Here is a 19827-nt window from a genome sequence, read left to right as displayed (position 1 = left end):
ATCATAAATAATTGTATGTGATTGATTGTATATATGTGGTATTATCTGTATTAATCAAGGGTCAAGAAAATAAACGATTGCTTCTCAAAGGGAGGAGAAACCAATGAAAATCCACTTTCTTGGAACAGCTGCAGCGGAAGGATTCCCAAACCCGTTCTGCCGCTGTGACGCCTGCTGCAACGCGAGATCGCTCGGAGGAAAAAACATTCGAACCAGAAGCTCTGTATTGATCGATGGCGTGATCAAGGTTGACTATTCCGCAGATTCCCATATGCAGGCGCTCCGTGATCGGATCGACTTGGGCGCGGTTGAGCATCTATTGTTTACACATACGCATTACGATCATTTTCAACCATCGGATCTGTACAACCGAATCGAAGGATTTGCGCACGGTATCGATCACCCCTTACATATTTACGGCAACGATTTGGCGATTAACCAGAGTATAACTGCACTCGGCCCGGCCATTGGAAACAGGTTCGCGTTCCACTTATTGCGCCCGTTCGAGACGATTTCACTCGGCGACACACAAGTAACCCCTTTGCTCGCGAATCATGACCAAATGGAAACTTGTTTGCTGTTTTACATAGAAAAAGGGGGTAAAACGCTATTTTACGGCAATGACACCGGATGGCTGCATGACGATACTTGGAAATGGCTTCAAGGCAAAGTGATCGATATGGCGATAATCGATTGCACGCACAGCTTTACGAACAATGATCGAAATCCAAACCATATGGGGATTGAAACCGTGCGGGAGGTTCAGCGCGTGTGGCGGGAAGAAGGTACGCTTGGAAGTAATGGCCTTGTATATGTGACTCATTTTACACATAACTCCGGATTTCTGCATGATGACTTTGAGCGTGCTTTCGAACCGGCTGGTATTAAGGTGGCGTACGATGGCCTCATCGTCGACCTATGACGAGTGACAGCAGCAACGCAATAGAACAGCGACAGATTCGGATTGTCGGCATCGTAACCGCCCTAACCCTCTTTGGCGATTCGATGTTGTACATTGTCCTCCCTGTGTATTGGAAGGAAGCGGGACTGGACGCGCTTTGGCAGGTAGGCGTACTGCTGTCCATAAACCGACTAGTAAGGCTGCCCCTTAATCCTGTTATTGGCTGGTTGTATCACCGCATGTCGCTTCGAACCGGTCTGTTCATCTCCGTATTGCTCGCGGCTCTAACCACAGTAGGATACGGCTTGTTCAAAGGCTTCGTTCTTTGGATAGCTTTGCGAGCGGTGTGGGGGATTGCATGGTCCTTGATGCGAATGGGCGGGTATTTGACCGTCATTCGCTACTCCGACGATACGAATCGAGGGCGCTTAATGGGAACGTATAACGGGTTGTGGCGCCTTGGCAGCTTGGTAGGCGTGCTGTTCGGAGGATGGCTTGTGCCCTTCTTCGGTTTACCGTCCGTCTCGATATGGTTTGGCATGATGGCATTGGTCGGACTTCCGTTGATCGCGGCATCCATAAGTCAGGGGAAAGCATCCGGATCACACCAAATGGAATTACCTCGCGGTAACAGAAGTAAGGTGTGGTCGCTTCAGGTGAAGAAAATCGTGATAAGCGGATTAATTATATCATTACTGCACGCCGTGTTCGGCGCGACACTTACGTATCTTATCGATACGAGTTATTCAACGGGGATCCAGTGGTTCGGATTGATCATTGGGAGTACGGCGTTAGGCGGCGTATTGACAGCGCTGCGCTGTGCTTGGGAGCCGTTCTTGGCCCGATGGTTCGGACAGCGTACGGATGGGCCGAGAGGAAGGCTGCCTTTATTTATGCTATCGTTGGCGGGTGCGGCGGCTGGTTACGCATTACTTCCGTGGCAGCTGCCGATTGGTATTTGGATTGTTATTGTTATTTTCGTCATGATAACAAGCACCGCGCTTGGTACGATCATGGACGCTATGGCTTCTGACGCAGCGAAGAGCACTTCCGTTATTACAGTCATGACCGCTTATTCCGTATCTACCGATTTAGGGGCGGCGATCGGCCCGACGTTGATTTATTGGGTGGTCGGTTTGCAGTATGGCGTGACATCGATGTATTTGGCGTGTGCTGCTGTATTCATTTTGATCGGGTTATGGTATTGGAAGGAATATGTGACAAAGGGGCGGGTATATCTTGGAGAAAAAGCTGAAGTTTCGTGAGGATGGAACGTTTGTCATTGTACAGTTTTCTGATGTAGAGTTTATTGACGCTGAGGACCGCGATCCCGAGACGCCGCTTCTCGACTCGATGACGAAGGCGACGATGGAGAGAGTCATTGCGATGGAGCAGCCGGATCTTGTTGTGTTTGCAGGCGACTTGACGGCAAGCGCTAGAAGCAAAGATCCGCTTCAATCGTTCCGAAGCGCGGTCGCTGTCGCTGAAGAAAACCGCGTGGCATGGGCGGCTGTGTTTGGCAATCATGACTCGGAAGGGAGCTTGCCTCGAAAGAGAATGCATGAGGAGCAACTTCTGCATGAATATTGCGTTGCCCAACCGGATCCTCCGGGAGTGAGCGGAGCGGGAAACTATGCGCTGACGATTGACGATCGGGCAGGGAAGCCAGCGGCCTCGTTGTTTTTTCTCGACAGCGGCGATTACTCACCGATTGATGCGGTGGGCGGATACGACTGGATACGCCGTGATCAAATCGAATGGTATGTATCCGAATCTCGGCAATTGGCCGAGCAGAATGGCGGGGCGCCTTTGCCTGCACTGGCTTTTTTTCATATTCCGCTGCCGGAATACGATGAGGTATGGAAGACGAGCGTATGCGAGGGCCATTGCAGCGAATGGATCAGCTCGCCGAAGGTAAATTCAGGCTTGTTCACCGCCATGGTAGAGATGGGCGATGTTATGGGGACGTTCGTCGGCCATGACCACTCGAACGATTATTGCGGGACACTCCACGGCATACGTCTATGCTACGGGAGGTCTACTCGTTACGTTAGTTATGTAGACGGTATACGTAAAGATAAGTTTCCGACAGGAGGAAGAGTCATTCGATTAAAAGCGGGCGAACGACAGTTCGAGACATGGATCCGCCAGAGCGACGGACTTATCGCGGAATTACCGATACATAAGCCGGTCGCTCAGCTTCATCGATAGTATATCAATAGGGTTCTTCATCCTGAAAATAGAGTTCCTAGAGAGTTAACAATAAGCTGCGAATTTTCTTCCTTATCATACTGAGCCATATTCAATCTGCCTCTTTCTTTTAGAATGTTGTCTTGAAGCCACCATGCTATCTGAGGGATTGAACGTGGCTTTTTGCTCATTCTTAGCGGAGGGCCGCATGAAAGGGGGTGATGCAACAGACGGAATTTATGCCAAAGGATGCTGGTGTTATCAATTAGTAGTTTAAATTGAGAGTTGGAAGGAGATATTGTGATGAGCTTGCGTTGGCGGAAATTCACTGTGGTTTCTCTTCTTACCAGTTTAGTGCTGTATCCCATTTTGTTGTTTGCCGGACCAGTACAAGCATCAACCGCTGCAGACGAGTACGATTTGCTAAGGGAGAGGTGGCATGTATATTTGACCGGGGGGACGGCAATTGATACGTCCGACCCGGAAATTGCAGCGAAAATCAGTCTAATCGAAACAAACGCGAACAAGTACTGGGCCGCGATGAACAAAAGCGCCGGGCGAACTTATTTATGGAGTGATTTGGCGAACTGGAGCGTTTCCAGTACGATTTCATCCAACTATGTAAGGCTGAAGGAAATGGCACTGGCCTATGCTACAACAGGGTCATCCCTGAAAGGAAATGAGCAGCTAGCTGCTGACATTCTGAGTGGACTGGACTGGATGTATGCTAACAAATATAACGAAACGAAGGGTGAAACGGGCAATTGGTGGGATTGGGAGATCGGCGTGCCGATGAACCTGACGGATGCAATGATTTTAATTTATGATCAAATGTCCGCAACGCAAAAAACAAACTATACGAAGGCATTGGACAAATTCGTTCCGGATCCAACCTATCGTACAAATTCCCCTTCACTCCAAGAAACGGGTGCGAATCGGCTTGATAAAGCGCTGATTGTCTCTCTGCGCGGCGTGCTGAATAAGACGGATGCCAAGATGGCTCAAGGCCGCGATGCGATCAGCCAGGTGTTGTTGTATGTGCAGAGCAGGGACGGGTTTTACGAGGATGGCTCGTTTATCCAACATGACTATGTCGCGTATACAGGAAGCTACGGTGCCGTTCTCCTCGAAGACATGGCGAAGCTGCTGTACCTCCTTGGCGGTTCGAGCTGGGACGTTACGGACCCAAATATCGCTAATGTCATTCGTTGGGTAACAGAGGCGTACCGTCCTTTTCTGTATAAAGGCGCCATGATGGATACGGTACGAGGACGTGCGATATCGCGCGAAGCATCACAGGATCATCAGGCGGGACGGAAAATCTTGGCTTCACTCGTCATGCTGGCCGACGGCCTGAACGCTCGGGATGCTGCGACAGTACGCCAAATTGCTAAAGGCCAAATGATGTCGGATACAACGTTCCCGAGTTATACGGAGGGGCTGTCCATCTTCAGTATCGGCAAAATAAAAGCATTATTGGACGATCCATCCGTTGAACCCGCTGGCGATATGATCGATACCCATGTATTCGCTGGTATGGATCGCGCCGTACACTTAAGGCCTGAATTCGGACTGGCGCTTGGTTTGTTCTCAACGCGCATTTCTGCTTTTGAATATGGTAACGGCGAAAATACCAAGCCATGGTGGCAAGGCGCAGGTGCCGCATATTTGTACAACACGGATCAGACGCAGTTTTCAGGAGCCTATTGGCCAACGATCAATCCGGTGAGATTGCCGGGAACGACAACGGACGGCTCTACGGGCAGCGTGGGCTCTTTCAGCTTTAAATTCAATACGTCGAATTGGGTAGGAGGCTCATCGATTGATGGCCCTTACGGAACGGTCGGTATGGAATTTTCGATGTCGAAAAATACGGGTACTCCGTTATCAGGCAAAAAGTCATGGTTTCTATTCGGCGATAAATATATAGCACTCGGATCCGACATTTCGAGTACTGGAGGTCGCGCTGTAGAGACGATCGTTGAAAATCGGAAGCTGAATGAGAGCGGGTCAAATACGTTGACGGTGGATGGAACGGCTAAGCCTTCAACGACCGGGTGGACGGAAGCGATGACAGGCGTACAGTGGGCGCATCTGTCTGGCAGCGTACCGGGATCGGATATCGCGTACGTATTCCCTGGAGGAGCGACAGTTCGTGGTCTACGTGAAACGCGTTCCGGATCCTGGAAGGATATAAACACCGATGGAAGCGATAAGATGGTATCCGCACAATACGCAAGCCTCGCGCTGAATCACGGCGTCGATCCGGTGCAAGCCTCCTATGCATATGCCGTTTATCCGGGAGCGTCGACGACTGAGGCAGCAGACTATGCGGCAGACCCTAGCTTCACCGTATTGAAAAACACAGGAAACGTACAGGCGGTCATGGATACCACGGATCAAATGGCGGTCGGAGCAAACTTTTGGACGGATTCGGTTGAAACCGTCCAAGTGAACGGAGCAGATTACTTGACAAGTAATAAGAAAGCATCCGTCACCATTGCCGAGAACGGAAATGAGCTGCAAATCGGGGTTTCAGACCCGACCAAAGCAAACGGTGGCACCATTGAAGTCGAACTTCACCGTGCAACAACCGGCGCGCTGCTGCTTGATCCAGGCGTTACAGTGAAACAGTTTTCACCGACTACGATATTGGAAGTGAATACGGCAGGAGCGATTGGAAAAACGTTCCTGGCTAAGCTGAGTACAGGGTCAACGACGCCGCCAGCGGCGCCTCAATTGATCGAAGCCTTGCCAGGACCCGGTTCAGCTGCACTGAAATGGAACGCCAGCACCGGAGCTACCGGATACCGCATTTATTACGGGACAGCGCCCGGCAGTTATACGAAAACCGTGGATATATCGGCAGTCAGCGGCAACAACCAGTATACGGTCACGGACCTTTCCAGCGGGACAACGTATTATTTTGCGATAAAAGCCCTTAACAGCACGGGTATGGAAAGCGCCGCATCCAATGAATTATCCGTAACGCTTGGTTATGCAATCTCACCTTCCGATGATGCCTACGTTCGCAGCGGGTCTTATGCAAACAGCAACTTTGGTTCTTCCGATCAATTGGTCGTAAAAAACGATCCCAACTCCGGCTACCACCGATACTCTTATTTGAAATTTGATTTATCGCAGCTGCCGGAACAAGTTAAAAGCGCGCAGATTCGTCTGGTTCCGACAAGTGCCGGACTCGCCAACACAAAAGGCGTTGCTTATGAAGTAAGCAATCATACATGGACAGAAAACGGCATTACTTGGAACAATAAGCCTGCTGCCGGCAGCCTGATCGGAAACTGGACCGTCCCAGCAGCCGGAACACCCGTAACCATTGATGTAACCGCACAAGTGAATGCAGCCTTGGTTGGTGAACGGATGATCGCCGTTCAACTCGCTCAAACGACCAATTACGGCTCGAACGGCTGGATTATTTACGGCTCTAAGGAACATACGGATGCAGCTTACCGGCCTGTGCTTCTGTTCGAACGACAGGATATGGTTCCGCCCGACACGATAGCCTCGTTATCCCCGGAGCAGCCGGACGGCCACAACGGTTGGTATGTCCATCCTGTAACGTTATCATTGGCTTCTAAGGATCAATTATCGGGGGTAACCGAATCGGTTTACAGCCTGGACGGAGGGAGCTCATGGCAGACATACAATGGACCCGTTACATTCAGTCAAGACGGTAAGTATACGATAAGCTATCAATCAAGGGATGATGCGGGTAACACAGAGCCTGCAAAGACGATTACATTTAGTCTGGATACAGGGGCTCCATTTATCATTGTTGGCGATCCGGCAGCAGAAAGCTACAGTATGGATCAAGACTTGTTGCCGCAATTTGTTGTGAACGATGATCTGTCCGGCGTCGATCAGTCGAAGACAACGTTGTTGCTTGACGGACAGCCTTTGGAACATGGCGCAACGATTCCGCTTTATACACTTTCACTGGGGAGTCATTCATTAGAAATTACAGGTTACGATTCAGCAGGAAATATAGGGAGAGCCGGTGTGGACTTTCAAACAACTGCGACTAGCGAATCGCTCCAAGCGCTGGTCGCAAGATTTGAAAAGGATGGCTGGATTGACAACAACGGTATCGCAAACAGCTTGAGACAAAAGCTCGACAAGGGTGAACTGAACAGTTTCATCCATGAAATTCAAGCACAGAGCGGCAAACATGTTCATAGCGATGCCGCACGCTACTTACTACAGCATGCACAGGCATTGATTTAGTTGGACAGGAAGAACATGGAATGCCTAATGTGGATTTCTTGTTACGCGTATTGAAAAAGCAACTTTAGAAAATGAGCTCAACACTTCTTCTTCAATGAGTGAGATGGGGATAGCGGTTATTTTATTATGCCGAGTTATTTAATGAAAAGAGTTTCTGCTGGTCTACGACACAAGTTATAAAAAAACTTTGAAAGCCGCATGGTATGCGGCTTTTTTTGTTTTAGATTGCTATGGGAGGGATTGACTTTGAACACTTGAGTTCATTTTTGCACAAAAGGGACTCCATGAAATGAACTGTCTTTCATGAATTGCCTGTGGGTATAATCGAATTGCAAAAGGTACCACACTAAACGGCAAAGGAGTTGATGCCGTATTCTGGACGAAAGAAGTACACGGATTTTGACGCTGCTTCATGAGGCAGCCGATTATGTGTCGCTGGAAGAACTAATGCAGAAGGTCGGTATCTCCAGACGAACCGTTTATTATGATATGGAAAAAATAAACGACTACTTGAAAGCGGTTCAACTTCCGCCGGTCAAATATGTCAGGACAGTCGGTTATTATTTGCCTGATGAAAGCCGGGCCAGTCTTCCGCAGTCAACCGGGAAGCCTCATGCACAGCAGTACTATTTGTCCCCACGAGAAAGAATGGCCTGGATGTCGCTCTATCTGTTATCGGTGGAGGTTCCGCTCTTTGTTCATCATCTGACGGATCTTTTGCAGGTGAGCCGTGGGACCGTGCTCAAGGATTTGAATACGGTCCGGTCGGACATGAAAGCCTCGAATCTCAATGTAACCTACGACCGCAAGCGGGGCTATGGCGTACATGGGGAGGAACGTGACAAGCGGAAGGCCCTGAGCTATTATTTCGGGCAGCTTTTCGGCGATGCAGACTGGGAGCAGGTATTTAACCGGAACCCGGAATCGGAAAGACCGGATCTCGCCCAATCTTTATTTCCCCCTATGAAGTCGGAACATCTGAAGCGGGTTTATCGCCTGATCTCGGATAGCGAAATAACGCTGGGCGTAGATTTGACGGACGAGATGCTATTTCATTTGACGGCACGCTTCTTAATGTATGTACGACGGATTCAGGCCGAACAGTTTATCTCGATAGACGAAGATGAACGAAGCGTGCTGCGGAGGATGCCAGAGTTTGAAGTCGCCTCAGAGGTTGCTGAAGGTCTTGGCCAAATGTTCGGCGTCTCGATCCCGGATGAAGAAGTCTGCTACTTGACGATGCATCTGTTGGGAGCGAGGGTCAATCGGATGGAACAGATGACCGGATCCGAAGAAGTGCTGAAGCAGCTTCGGCAAGTGACCAGACAGATGACAGATGATTTTCAGCGTTACGCCTGTGTATTCCTGCCGAACCGGGAAGCGATGGAGGAGAATCTGCTTGTCCATTTGAAGCCGGCTTATTACCGGATCATATACGGACTCGGCCTTGAAAATCCGCTGCTCGAAAATATCCTTTCCAAGTACAGGGAAGTATTCGAGCTGACCCGCCGTTCCGCGGCAGCGTTCGAACAATTGGTTGGACGTCAACTTGATGATAACGAAATCGGATATCTCGCCATGCATTTCGGCGGCTGGCTGCGCAGAGAGAACACGAAGCCGGCCGTACGGAGACAGGCCGCCATCGTCTGCGTCAACGGCATTTCCGCTTCGCGGATGTTGAAATCGCAGCTGGAGAACCTCTTCTCGGCAGTGGATATTACAGCGATACTCTCACTGCGGAATTACGAGTCGTTTGATGAAGAAAATGTTGATTTTATTTTCTCAACGGTACCACTGCCGGATAGCAAAGTGCCCGTTCTCTTAGTGAATCCGATTCTCAGCGACAAGGATAAGGAGCACCTGCTGAATCAGGTCAACATGGTTGCCGGCCGTAAATCAAAGACCCCGGCGTACTCGGTTCAAGCGCTGCTGGACATTGTCCATAAATACGCCGCGGTTAGGGATGAAGCAGGACTTACGGAGGAGCTTAACCACTACTTGTCCGTTGGGAAAACATGGCTGAGTGAAGCACGCAAGCCATCACTATCGGATCTGCTCACTGGGCAGATGATCCAAATGAAAAGAGAAGCGGCCGACTGGCGGAGCGCCATTCGCGATGCCTCCGAGCCCCTGCTGAAGGATAGGCGCATCGATGAAGCCTATATCGATGCGATGATCTCCAAAGTGGAGGCGCTCGGCCCTTACATCGTCGTTGCCCCGGGCATCGCGATTGCGCATGGCAAGCCGCAGGATGGAGTCCGGCGACTGGGAATCAGTCTGCTGCGACTGGAGCAACCCGTCGCCTTCTCAGAAGAAGCAAGGCATCAAGTTCAGATCATTCTGGTACTGGCGGCGATTGACGGCGAATCCCACCTCAAAGCGCTGTCGGAGCTGACCATCCTGCTCAGGGAGAAGGAGAACCTGATCCGTCTGAAAGAGGCCAAGACAAAAGAACAGATCCTGCAGCAATTACACACCGGTCTTTAGCATCGATTAGAATACCGGACTTGGGAGAGATGAGAATGAAATTTTTGGAACCGTCACTAATAGCCTTGGATGTGGAGGCCGAGACGGCCGAAGAAGCCATCCGCTTAGCAGGAGAACTGCTAGCGAAAGCGGGGGCGGCGGAAGAACGTTATGCCGATGCCATGGTCAAATCTTACCGTGACAGAGGCCCGTACTTTGTTCTTGCACCTCATATCGCACTTCCGCATGCCCGTGCGGAGGATGGGGTGAAGGAAGCGTCCGTCTCGCTGATTAAATTGAAGAAACCGGTCGTTTTCGGCCATGCGGCTAACGACCCGGTACAGCTTGTGTTTGCGCTCGGCGGCTCCTCTAGTTCGGAGCATATCGCCATGCTGCGCAAGCTGACCACCTTGCTGAGCAGCCCGGGGAGCATTGAACAATTCATGCAGGCAACTGATGTGGAGACAATCCAACAACTGATTAGGGGGAACGAACAATGAAAATTTTATGCGTATGCGGTCTTGGACAAGGAACGAGTCTGATTTTGAGAATGAATGTGGAGAATGTGCTTAGCGGAATGGGAATAAATGCCGATGTGGAGCATACCGACGTTTCAACGGCATCCGGAACCCCAGCCGAGTATATCATTACAAGCAACGAACTGGCCCAAAGCCTTCAAGGGCATGCGGCCCAAATCGTTATCGTCAACAACTATTTTGACAATAACGAAATCAAACAGAAGCTGGAAGAAGTGCTGTAAACCATTAGAAAGGGAGAGGGCATATGGACGTACTTTTTTGGATTGCCACCAACATTTTTGGAACGCCCGCCATTCTGCTCGGATTTATCGTTCTGGTCGGCCTTCTGCTTCAGAAGAAATCAACAAGTCAGCTTGTAAGCGGCACCTTTAAAGCGATCATCGGCTTCCTCATCATCGGTGCAGGCTCTGATGTCATCGTAAAAGCCTTGAATGTATTCGAGCCGATGTGGAAAGAAGTTTTCGGATTGGAGAGCGGATCCCTCGGTACCTTCATGGGGCAGGAGGCATTCAATTCGAAATTCGGGAGCGCTGTTACGCTCGCCATGCTTATCGGCTTTCTGATCAACGTTCTGCTGGCCCGATTTACCCGGTTTAAATTTATTTATCTGACCGGGCACATGATGTTCTGGACATCAACCGTATTTGCAGGCGTTATCGTTCATGCGGCCAGCGGCATCTCGATCTGGAAGCTGGTTCTGATGATCGCTGTCGTCCTTGGTGTGTACTGGACATTCCAGCCGGCGCTGGTTCAGCCGTTCCTGCGTAAAATTACAGGTAACGATAACATTGCGCTTGGTCACACCTCGGCCTCGGTTGCTTTGCTTGCTGCCTTGTTCGGTAAATTGTTCGGCAACAAAAACAACGATTCCGAGAAAATCAAAGTACCAAAGGGCTTTGAGTTCCTCCGCGATTCCAACGTCATCACGGCGCTCAGCATGGGGGTTTTGTTCCTGATCGGGGCCATAATTCTATCAACGAAGGGCACGCCGTCGGCTGCGGAACTGATGAAACAATCGGGTGACCAGAACTTTATTATCTACTCCATTATCCAATCGTTCACATTTGCAGGCGGAATCGCCATCGTTCTGATGGGCGTCCGGATGTTCGTCGGCGAGCTGGTTCCGGCCTTTAACGGGATCGCTACCAAACTCGTGCCAGGCGCCAAACCGGCACTCGATGCGCCAGTTGTATACCCTTACGCGCCGAATGCGGTGGTTCTTGGCTTCCTGGGAGCTTTCGCGGGAGCGATTATCTGGCTGCTTGTACTTGGCAACACCGTTGCTTACATTTTCGTGCCAACGATGATCGTCTTATTTTTCCACGGTGCTACGGCCGGGGTGTTCGGGAACTCGACAGGCGGTGTCCGCGGGGCCGTTATCGGCGGCTTCATCACTTCAACCGTTGTAGCCTGGGGACAGTTTCTGATGGTTCGCTTCTTCATCGCCTCGACGGTGCCGGATACGGCCATGTGGGCAGCTGATTCCGATATGTTCATCATTGGACCGATTCTGCACTTCCTGGCCAAGCTGTTCTTTTAGCAGGGATTTTTGAATTTTGAACACGCACTTTTTGAACACGCCTTTTTAGAAATCCGGCAGGTTCATATTTTACAGAGAGTGGAGGAGAAACGATATGGGCTTTATTCGTACTTTACATGGAGATATCAGCAAAGAGGAGCTGGGCTTTACGTATTCCCACGAACATATCGTATGCCGTCCGGCTTACTGGCAGGAGCGGGGAGAGGACGATTTGCTCCTGGACGATAAAGAGAAGTCCAAACGGGACGTTCTTGATTTTAAACAACACGGCGGACGCTCGATCGTGGACGCTACAGCCATCGATTATGGACGGGATGTTCAGGCGGTACAGGAAATTGCACTTGAAACCGGCATTCACATCGTAGGAACGGCGGGCTTCAATAAGAGCTTTCTGTGGGACGCCCAAATCAAAGAGGAGCTTAAACCGCTGACAGGCCATTATGAAACCTACGCACAGTGGATTGAAGCGAAAAGCATTAACGAGCTGGCGGATTTCGTCATCCGGGAGGTGGAAGAAGGGCTGGAAGGCTCTTCTTTCAAAGCGGGCCAGGTTAAATTTGGGACAGGCTATAACCGCATCACGCCTCTGGAGGAGAAGACGCTGCGTGCTGTAGCGCGTGCCCATCATGAGACAAAAGCTCCCATTCATTCCCATACCGAAGTTGGCACCATGGCGCTGGAGCAAATTGAGCTCCTCAAGAGCGAAGGCGTGGATTTGTCTTTTTTGAGCCTGGGACATATGGACCGCAATCCCGATCCGTACTACCATGAGCAGATTGCCAAAACGGGAGCTTACATGAGCTTTGACGGGATCGGCAAAATCAAGTACGCACCGGAAAGCACCCGCATCTCGCTAATTCTGGAGCTTGTCCGCAAAGGCTTCGAAGATCAAATTCTCATCAGCGGAGATACCGCCCGGAAAACCTACTACAAGCATTATGACCAGGGTCTCGGTCTGGAGTACATTATTGCCAAATGGGTACCGCGCTTTGTGGATGAGGCGAACCGAAGCGGCTTTGACGGACGAAAACTGGTGGAGAAATTTTTCGTAAGCAATCCGGCCAACTGCTTTTCATTTAAAAAGTAAGGGGTGCGCTCGCTATGAAATTCGAACTCGAAAATTCGGTTGAGGTGAAGGATAAAATTCGCCAACTCCGCGCTGCCATACTTCCTATTGGTGCCGTTGAAGCGCATGGTCCGCATCTGCCGCTGGGCACGGATAACCTGCTTGCGAGCAGACTCGCGGACAAATTGGCCGAGCGGACGGAAAGCTTTGTTCTGCCGACCCTGCCCTATGGCCAAGTGTGGAGCCTGCGCAATTTCCCGGGGAGCATCAACGTCTCAAACGAAGCGCTCATCCGGCTGCTTGCCGATATCGGTGAAAGCTTGTACCAGCAGGGATTTCGCATTTTCGTCATGGTCAACGGCCATCTCGGGAATGCGGTTGCGCTGAAGGAAGCTGCGAGAGTGTTATTCGAACGAGTTCCCGAACTGAAGGTATTCTATTTCTTTTATCCCGGCACGAAGGAAGTAACGGCTCTGGTACGGGAAGCTTCGGCTGCACACGGGAGTTACATGCATGCCGATGAGATCGAGACATCCTATATGCTCTATCTCGCGGGCGAATATGTGGACATGAGCAAGGCGATCGACGGTGCCCCTTATATCCCGATCGAAGCGGATTGCACACCAACACCGTGGGAGGAAATGACTTCCTCTGCCGTACTTGGGGATGCAACGCTGGCAACGAGAGAGAAGGGGGAAAAGATTATCGAGCGCAGCTTGGAAGTGATGGCCGATATGGTTCTCCGGGCTAAAAGAGCATTGTCAACCGATGGTCAACCGGAAGAGAACAGATAGCATTATAAATACACGAACAACGAGGTGAAAGCTACGATGATGAACACCTATTTTGATGTAATTGGCGGGTTGTTGAACAAAGTCCGAACCGAGCAGGCCAAGTCGATCCGTGAAGCGGCGGAGAAGGTGGCGTCCTGTATTCAGCAGGGTGGGATTATTCACTTGTTTGGCTGCGGACATTCGCATATATTGACCGAAGAAGTTTTTTACCGAGCTGGCGGACTCGTCCCGATTCGTCCAATCCTTGTAGAGAAGCTGATGCTTCACGAAGGCGCGGTCCGTTCGTCCGAGCTGGAAAGACAAAACGACCTAGCGGTCGATTTTATGAAGGAGCAGGATATTCGCGAAGGCGAGATTGTATTTGTACTGTCCACTTCCGGCCGAAATCCCGTTCCCGTAGATGTCGCTTTGATGGCCAAGGAGAAGGGTGCCTTTACTGTTGGTATTACCTCTCTGGAATATTCCAAAAGCATGAAGTCCCGGCACAGCAGCGGCAAGCACCTGGCGGATGCCGTTGATCTTGTGATCGACAACTTCTCGGTCAAGGGAGATGCCGTATTGAGCCATCCGGGGCTCCAGGTGCCTTTCACGCCGAGCTCGACGGTCGTTGGGGCCCTCATTTTGAACTCCCTGTTCGCCGAATCTATTGAGATTATGATTGAAAAAGGCTTCAACCCTCCTGTATTTCTCAGCGGAAATATCGATGGTTCCGATGAACACAACAAAGCGTTGGTTGAGGCTTATAAAGGACGGATCGCTTTACTGGCATGATGAGGTGTAGAGTGCGAGTAAAGAAAATATACGAGGTTTGCCATAGAAGAGCTGGATCTTGAACAACAAATAAAACATGCCGCCTGGCAAGGATAGGGCAGATGAACGGCAGGATACGGAAGAGAGCAGCCGTAACTTACGATTTCTGCAATTGAATTGCCTCGGCAGGCGGTTACAGGATGAGGAGGAAAGACATGTTCGCACAAACCGTAACCATACAAAATGAGCAGGGCTTTCATGTCCGTCCGGCTCAGCTTTTCTCGGAAAAAGCAGGACAGTTTGGAGCAGAGGTTCATCTAAAGACTAGCGAAGGACGCTCCGCGGATTGCAAAAGCATGCTGGAGCTAATGACGCTCGGGGTCGAGCAAGGAGCTGTCGTGACCATCGAAGCTGAAGGAGATGGAGAACAAGAGGTAGTCGAAGCTCTGATACAGCTAGTCGAAAGCAAGTTTGGTGAAGCCTGATGAAGAGGCTGCATATTCAAGGAATCGGCGTATCGGAGGGAATCCGGATCGCAAAGGCATACCTCTATAAGTCTTCGCAGGGGGCCAGCAGCGACAGCAGCCCTGATGAAAAGTTTATTCCGAATACCCCGGCCGCTATCGATGCCGAGCTTAACAAGCTCCGTGAAGCCAAAGCCGGCTGCGCGGAACAATTGGAGGCGCTGACGGAGAAAGCGAAGAAAGCCGTAGGTGAAGAACAAGCCGGCATTCTTGCGGGACAGCGGAAGCTTCTGGACGATCCTGCCTTCTATCCGAAGATGGAGGCCCGGGTCCGGGAGAAGCTGGAACCAGCGCCAAGGGCCGTTGCCGAAATGGTGAGCCAGGTCGCTGCCATGCTGGAAAGCATGAACAACGATTATATGAAGGAGCGCGCCGCGGACATCCGCGATATCGGCAGCCGTCTTCTCGCCTGTCTGTCGCCCGGAGAATCGAACGGCATTACGGGAATCACCGAACAAGTCATTCTGGTCGCTGACGATTTGGCGCCGTCGGATACGGTGCAGCTGGACCCTGCCTTGGTGATCGGCTTTATCACCCGGACGGGAGGAGCGACCTCGCATACCGCTATTCTCGCACGGTCGCTCGGAATTGCCGCCATCGTCGGCGCAGGTGCCGGCGTCGATGGCATTGAGGACGGCGACACGCTCGTCCTTGACGGAACAGCCGGGCTATGCATCGCTCGGCCGGAAGAGACGGAGGCCGAGCAGTATCGGCTCCGCATGCAGCAGGACCTCGAGCGCAGGCAGTCGCTCGAGGAGTACGCGGCGCGTCCGGCAGTGACCGCCGACGGCACGCGCGTGGAGCTCGCGGCGAACATCGGCAGCGCCGCGGAAGCCGAGACCGCCGTCCGGCAGGGCGCGGACGGCGTAGGGCTGTTCCGCACGGAGTTCCTGTTCATGAACGCCCCGGCCATGCCGGGCGAGGAGGAGCAGTTCCGTGCGTATCAGGAAGCGGCCCGGATGATGGAGGGCCGCCCCGTGATCATCCGCACGATGGATATCGGCGGAGATAAGGAGCTGCCGTATCTGCAGCTGCCAAAGGAAGCGAACCCGTTCCTGGGTTACCGTGCGATACGGGTAGGGCTCGTCCGCCAGGAGCTGCTTCGTACGCAGCTGCGAGCGGTGCTGCGGGCCAGCGCCTTTGGTACGGTAAAGGTGATGTTCCCGATGATCTCCGGCCTGCAGGAATGGAGGCAGGCGAGAGCCATCCTCACAGAAGTACAGGCAGAATTGAGGCAGGATGGCATCCGGTTCGACGAGAAGATGGAAGCTGGCATCATGGTTGAGATTCCCTCAACGGCCGTGTTGGCGGAACGATTCGCGAGCGAAGTCGATTTCTTCAGCATCGGTACGAACGACCTCGTGCAGTACACGGTCGCAGCGGACCGCATGAATGAACACGTTGCGCACCTGTACGATTATTTCCATCCAGCCGTGCTACAGTTAATCCGCACGGTTATTGAGGCTTCCCACAAGGCCGGTAAATGGACCGGCATGTGCGGCAGTATGGCGGGAGATCCGCTGGCGGCACCGCTCTTACTCGGCTTAGGGCTCGACGAATGGAGCATGGAGGCTAGCGGTCTCAGCCGAATGAAGGAAAGGTTCGCTAACCTGGATCGTCAGGAATGCCGTGAGCTGGCGAAGCGCGTTCTTCGCCTCGATACGCCCCAAGCCGTTCGTCAGGCGCTGGAGGAATTTCATAGCGCCCAAAAGGCTGCGGTATAGATTACGTTTTGACATGGCTTGACCTATATTGCAGGTGTTAAGGGTGTTTCTAGTTGTGGTAAGCCTGCATGAGAGCGCGCACACTTGGGTCAAATAGATGCTGCGAATAAAGAAAAGGCGGTACAGGGAGGGCTCCTGTGCCGCCTTTTCTTTAATTATTTTCAAATATTGAATGACTTGATTTGAGAGTAGTTTCTCATTTCTGAGTCCATTCCCGGAGGCCGTGATAAATGCGTCATTTCCTCCCTCACAAGATCCATTTTACAAAGCGGTTTGCTTAGCCTTTACGACGCAGCGCATTGGCAATTACGCCCACGATTAAGCCCCAAATCGCATTTACTGCAAAGACACTTACCATTGCCAGTGGATTCGTTAAAGGCCCTTGCAATTTTCCATCGAGAAGGGGGGAGGCAATACCACTTAGGATGATTGCAAATAAGGCATAACTCAATCCCGAAAAAACAAGAATGACAACGGGAAAAGCAGCTCTCTTGACAAGAACGATCATGAGCCAGGCCAAGGAGATAAGGACCGTCATCAGAATGCTGCCGAATGCTTGGCCGATCAGATCCATGATCCCGGTCATCTTCATGATGGGTCTGATAAGCGCTAAAGCACCCAGACCGAGAATCAAAAGCAGGTTTTCTTTCACGATATCGGTTGTTTTCATATCCAATCAGTTCCTTTCCGAAGTTGTGGATGATCTACGGCCTGATGAAGTCGATAAGCCACTGCCGATTCATCCCCCAACAAGTAAGAATCATGCCGATGCCCGTGCAGCCCGTGCTTCAACTTCCCCGGCTGCTGTTAACATTAACAAATCGATGTTGTGAACTTATGACGAGACTTTGTGATTTGCGTGAAATTTTTTCGATGGATTTTCCGGTCTCCCGACAGCCATAATATGCTAGACTACCTATATATTACTTTTAGGAGTCCATCATACGATGAAGACATTTACCATCTTGTACATTGAAGACGATCAGGAAATCGGTTCCTGGTCCAAGGATTTTTTAATCGGTCAAGGCTATGAAGTGATATGGAAGTGTTCAGGCCACGATGCGGAAGCAGCAATGGAACGTTGCGATCTTGTCATTTTGGACATTATGCTTCCGGGTCTGGACGGATTCACGGTCGGTCAGCGGCTAAAACGAATCAATCCCGCTGTACCCATCCTGATGCTTACGGCCAGAACCGCTATCGAGGATAAGCTTACGGGCTTGTCTTTTGCCGATGATTATATGACAAAGCCGTTTCATCCGGATGAATTGGCTGCCCGGATTCAAGTCCTTCTCAGGCGTTCTGTCACTGCGGAACCGGAACAGCTCCTGATCCGGCATTTAATCATCGACCGAAAAGGAAGTCGTATATGGAATTCTGAAACTGGGGAAGAGATTGTGCTTACAGGCAAGCAGTTCCATATATTCATGTTTTTCCTGGACCACCTGAACCACATACTGACCCAGAAGCAGATTTATGAAGCCGTTTGGGGCGAACCTCATCTGAACGGAGATAAAACGCTGACCGTGCATATCCGGCATCTGCGCGAGAAGATTGAGCGGGATTCAGGCTCCCCCCAAATTATCGAGACCATCCGTGGGGTAGGATACCGGGTGCGTTCATGAAGATCCGCGGCTCGTTAATGAGCAAATATCTGGTTCTTATTTTGACCGCCTTGCTGCTATGGCCGATCATTCCAGCCATGTTTTATTTACCTGGCTATATGTTTAGCGATCATCCCATGTATCGTCCTGAAGAGATAACCCGCATGTGGCAGCAGGAGGCAGTCAACCTGGACGGTGCAGGTAAGGATAGGATTGATACTAGATTGCGGGAGTTGAACGAGGACTATCCGAGTGCGGAGATATTCTGGGTGGACCCGTCAGGGAGAACGAATGCAGACAGTGACCTCTCGGGAGATATACCTAAGCAGTGGACTTATCTGGATATACTCTCTATTCGAGCGCAAGACCATAATCAAGAAACGCTGGTCTTAACTTCCCTCATCGGAAACGATCCGAAGCAAGGTTTCATGGTGATGCGGCTCCCGGAATCCCATATCCTTGACGCAGAAATGTCGCTCTCGGGAAACTTGCCACTAATCTTTCTGTTTTTGATGATCTGTGGAAGCTTCTTTATGCTGTCATGGCTGTTCTTCATTAAGCTTCGCAAAAGACTGGTCAGGCTTCAATCGGCAATGACCGTAAACGGAATGAAAGAAATTCCGAATGAAGTCCCGATTATCAAGGAAGACGAGATCGGAGAACTCGAAGGCTCGTTTAACCGGATGGTGAAGGAGCTCAAAGAAAGTCAAAAACGGGAGCGGGAGGAGGAGGAATTGCGTAAGCAATTGATTTCAACGATTTCCCACGATCTCCGAACCCCGTTGACTGTCATCCGGCAACATGTCCATACCGTTCGCAAAAACCCTGCTTCCTCCCAGGGGCAGTTTTCACTTTCTGTCATCGAGCATAAGCTGGATGACATCAGTAATCTGATGGATAACCTTCTGTCATACACGCTGTTATCGGCGGGGAAATATCCGATGCATAAACAGCCGATTGATATCGTAGAAGAAGTCCGGAATCGAGTGGCTCAGTGGTATCCAGTATTCGAGGCGAAGGAATTTGAAGTCCTTGTCGAGCTTCCTGATCAGACGTTACTTTGGGATGCGGATCCATTGTGGTTTAACCGTATCCTGGACAATGTGTTTCAGAACGTGGTACGCCATGCGGGAGAGGGTCGGTACATCGGCATTCAAATGATAGATCGTCAGAAGCAATTGATGCTCGTCATCCATGATAAGGGTCCTGGCTTCGACAACGAGTCACCTGAAAAAGGTGCAGGAATCGGTTTGTCCATTGTATCGATGATGGCCAGGGAGATGGATATGCAATGGGAAGTGAAATCCGATGAAAATGGAAGTGCATTTTATATTTGGAAGAGCTCATGTTATTGAAAATATAATATACGTTTGACATTAAAAGACCAGGGAAGAAGCTGCGTACAAGTCGCTCAGAATGACTTATGCGCAGCTTCTTTTTTGAATGTGAACGTACCTATATCGGAAAGAGAGCCGTACTGCTCT

The 19827-nt window shown here is 50.8% G+C and carries 16 protein-coding genes; 15 read left to right on the top strand and 1 reads right to left on the bottom strand.

The genetic code is table 11. The annotated features are described in order from the left end of the window. The first annotated feature begins 103 nt into the window (after nucleotides 1-103). The 13 genes from OHJ21_RS10080 (at nucleotide 104) to ptsP (ending at nucleotide 16739) form a co-directional block, all read left to right on the top strand. Nucleotides 104-922, top strand: coding sequence for an MBL fold metallo-hydrolase (locus OHJ21_RS10080; RefSeq protein WP_486019986.1), 819 nt, complete (start codon nucleotides 104-106; stop codon nucleotides 920-922). After that, nucleotides 919-2166 (top strand): MFS transporter, encoded by a 1248-nt coding sequence (locus tag OHJ21_RS10075; protein WP_486019985.1) that lies wholly within the window; start codon nucleotides 919-921, stop codon nucleotides 2164-2166. Before OHJ21_RS10080 ends, OHJ21_RS10075 begins: the two co-directional genes overlap by 4 nt. Beyond that, complete coding sequence (locus OHJ21_RS10070) at nucleotides 2141-3112, top strand: metallophosphoesterase family protein (RefSeq protein WP_486019984.1); 972 nt, start codon at nucleotides 2141-2143, stop codon at nucleotides 3110-3112. The genes OHJ21_RS10075 and OHJ21_RS10070 overlap by 26 nt, the downstream gene beginning before the upstream one ends. 282 nt (nucleotides 3113-3394) lie before the next feature. Further along, a complete protein-coding gene (locus tag OHJ21_RS10065) occupies nucleotides 3395-7336 on the top strand; it encodes a polysaccharide lyase family 8 super-sandwich domain-containing protein (protein WP_486019983.1) in 3942 nt (1313 codons plus the stop codon). A 372-nt stretch (nucleotides 7337-7708) separates the two neighbouring features. Continuing rightward, the gene (locus OHJ21_RS10060; protein WP_486021027.1) at nucleotides 7709-9823 is read left to right on the top strand and encodes a BglG family transcription antiterminator; all 2115 of its coding nucleotides are present in this window, start codon (nucleotides 7709-7711) and stop codon (nucleotides 9821-9823) included. A 35-nt stretch (nucleotides 9824-9858) separates the two neighbouring features. Then, on the top strand, nucleotides 9859-10302 hold the full coding sequence (locus OHJ21_RS10055; RefSeq protein ID WP_100537506.1) for a PTS sugar transporter subunit IIA: 444 nt from the start codon (nucleotides 9859-9861) through the stop codon (nucleotides 10300-10302). Next, nucleotides 10299-10562: a PTS sugar transporter subunit IIB gene (locus tag OHJ21_RS10050; protein WP_486019982.1), complete on the top strand. Its 264-nt coding sequence runs from the start codon at nucleotides 10299-10301 to the stop codon at nucleotides 10560-10562. The genes OHJ21_RS10055 and OHJ21_RS10050 overlap by 4 nt, the downstream gene beginning before the upstream one ends. Nucleotides 10563-10585: 23 nt before the next feature. Continuing rightward, nucleotides 10586-11881 carry a PTS ascorbate transporter subunit IIC gene (ulaA, locus tag OHJ21_RS10045; protein ID WP_486019981.1) on the top strand — a complete coding sequence of 432 codons (1296 nt, stop codon included), beginning with the start codon at nucleotides 10586-10588 and terminating at the stop codon, nucleotides 11879-11881. 94 nt (nucleotides 11882-11975) lie between these two features. After that, complete coding sequence (locus tag OHJ21_RS10040; RefSeq protein WP_486019980.1) at nucleotides 11976-12968, top strand: phosphotriesterase family protein; 993 nt, start codon at nucleotides 11976-11978, stop codon at nucleotides 12966-12968. Nucleotides 12969-12982: 14 nt separating this feature from the next. Beyond that, the gene (locus OHJ21_RS10035; RefSeq protein WP_486019979.1) at nucleotides 12983-13741 is read left to right on the top strand and encodes a creatininase family protein; all 759 of its coding nucleotides are present in this window, start codon (nucleotides 12983-12985) and stop codon (nucleotides 13739-13741) included. 36 nt (nucleotides 13742-13777) lie between these two features. Then, nucleotides 13778-14512: an SIS domain-containing protein gene (locus OHJ21_RS10030; RefSeq protein WP_100537501.1), complete on the top strand. Its 735-nt coding sequence runs from the start codon at nucleotides 13778-13780 to the stop codon at nucleotides 14510-14512. 194 nt (nucleotides 14513-14706) lie between these two features. Continuing rightward, on the top strand, nucleotides 14707-14976 hold the full coding sequence (locus tag OHJ21_RS10025; protein ID WP_486019978.1) for an HPr family phosphocarrier protein: 270 nt from the start codon (nucleotides 14707-14709) through the stop codon (nucleotides 14974-14976). Continuing rightward, nucleotides 14976-16739 (top strand): phosphoenolpyruvate--protein phosphotransferase, encoded by a 1764-nt coding sequence (ptsP, locus tag OHJ21_RS10020; RefSeq protein WP_486019977.1) that lies wholly within the window; start codon nucleotides 14976-14978, stop codon nucleotides 16737-16739. Before OHJ21_RS10025 ends, ptsP begins: the two co-directional genes overlap by 1 nt. Before the next feature lie 277 nt (nucleotides 16740-17016). On the opposite strand, the gene OHJ21_RS10015 is transcribed toward ptsP, so the two are convergent. Beyond that, nucleotides 17017-17409 (bottom strand): hypothetical protein, encoded by a 393-nt coding sequence (locus OHJ21_RS10015; protein WP_100537498.1) that lies wholly within the window; start codon nucleotides 17407-17409, stop codon nucleotides 17017-17019. 277 nt (nucleotides 17410-17686) lie between these two features. Between OHJ21_RS10015 and OHJ21_RS10010 the strand changes: the two genes are divergently transcribed. Together OHJ21_RS10010 and OHJ21_RS10005 are read left to right on the top strand one after the other, a co-directional pair. Beyond that, nucleotides 17687-18364: a response regulator transcription factor gene (locus tag OHJ21_RS10010; RefSeq protein ID WP_486019976.1), complete on the top strand. Its 678-nt coding sequence runs from the start codon at nucleotides 17687-17689 to the stop codon at nucleotides 18362-18364. Next, on the top strand, nucleotides 18361-19698 hold the full coding sequence (locus OHJ21_RS10005; RefSeq protein WP_486019975.1) for a HAMP domain-containing sensor histidine kinase: 1338 nt from the start codon (nucleotides 18361-18363) through the stop codon (nucleotides 19696-19698). Before OHJ21_RS10010 ends, OHJ21_RS10005 begins: the two co-directional genes overlap by 4 nt. Nucleotides 19699-19827 lie beyond the last annotated feature (129 nt).

Source organism: Virgibacillus sp. LDC1 (genome assembly GCF_025792345.1).
In the GTDB taxonomy this organism is placed as follows: domain Bacteria; phylum Bacillota; class Bacilli; order Paenibacillales; family Paenibacillaceae; genus Paenibacillus_AQ; species Paenibacillus_AQ lautus.
The sequence above is the reverse complement of the archived record's forward strand: the minus strand, read 5'-3'. Positions and strand labels throughout refer to the sequence as shown.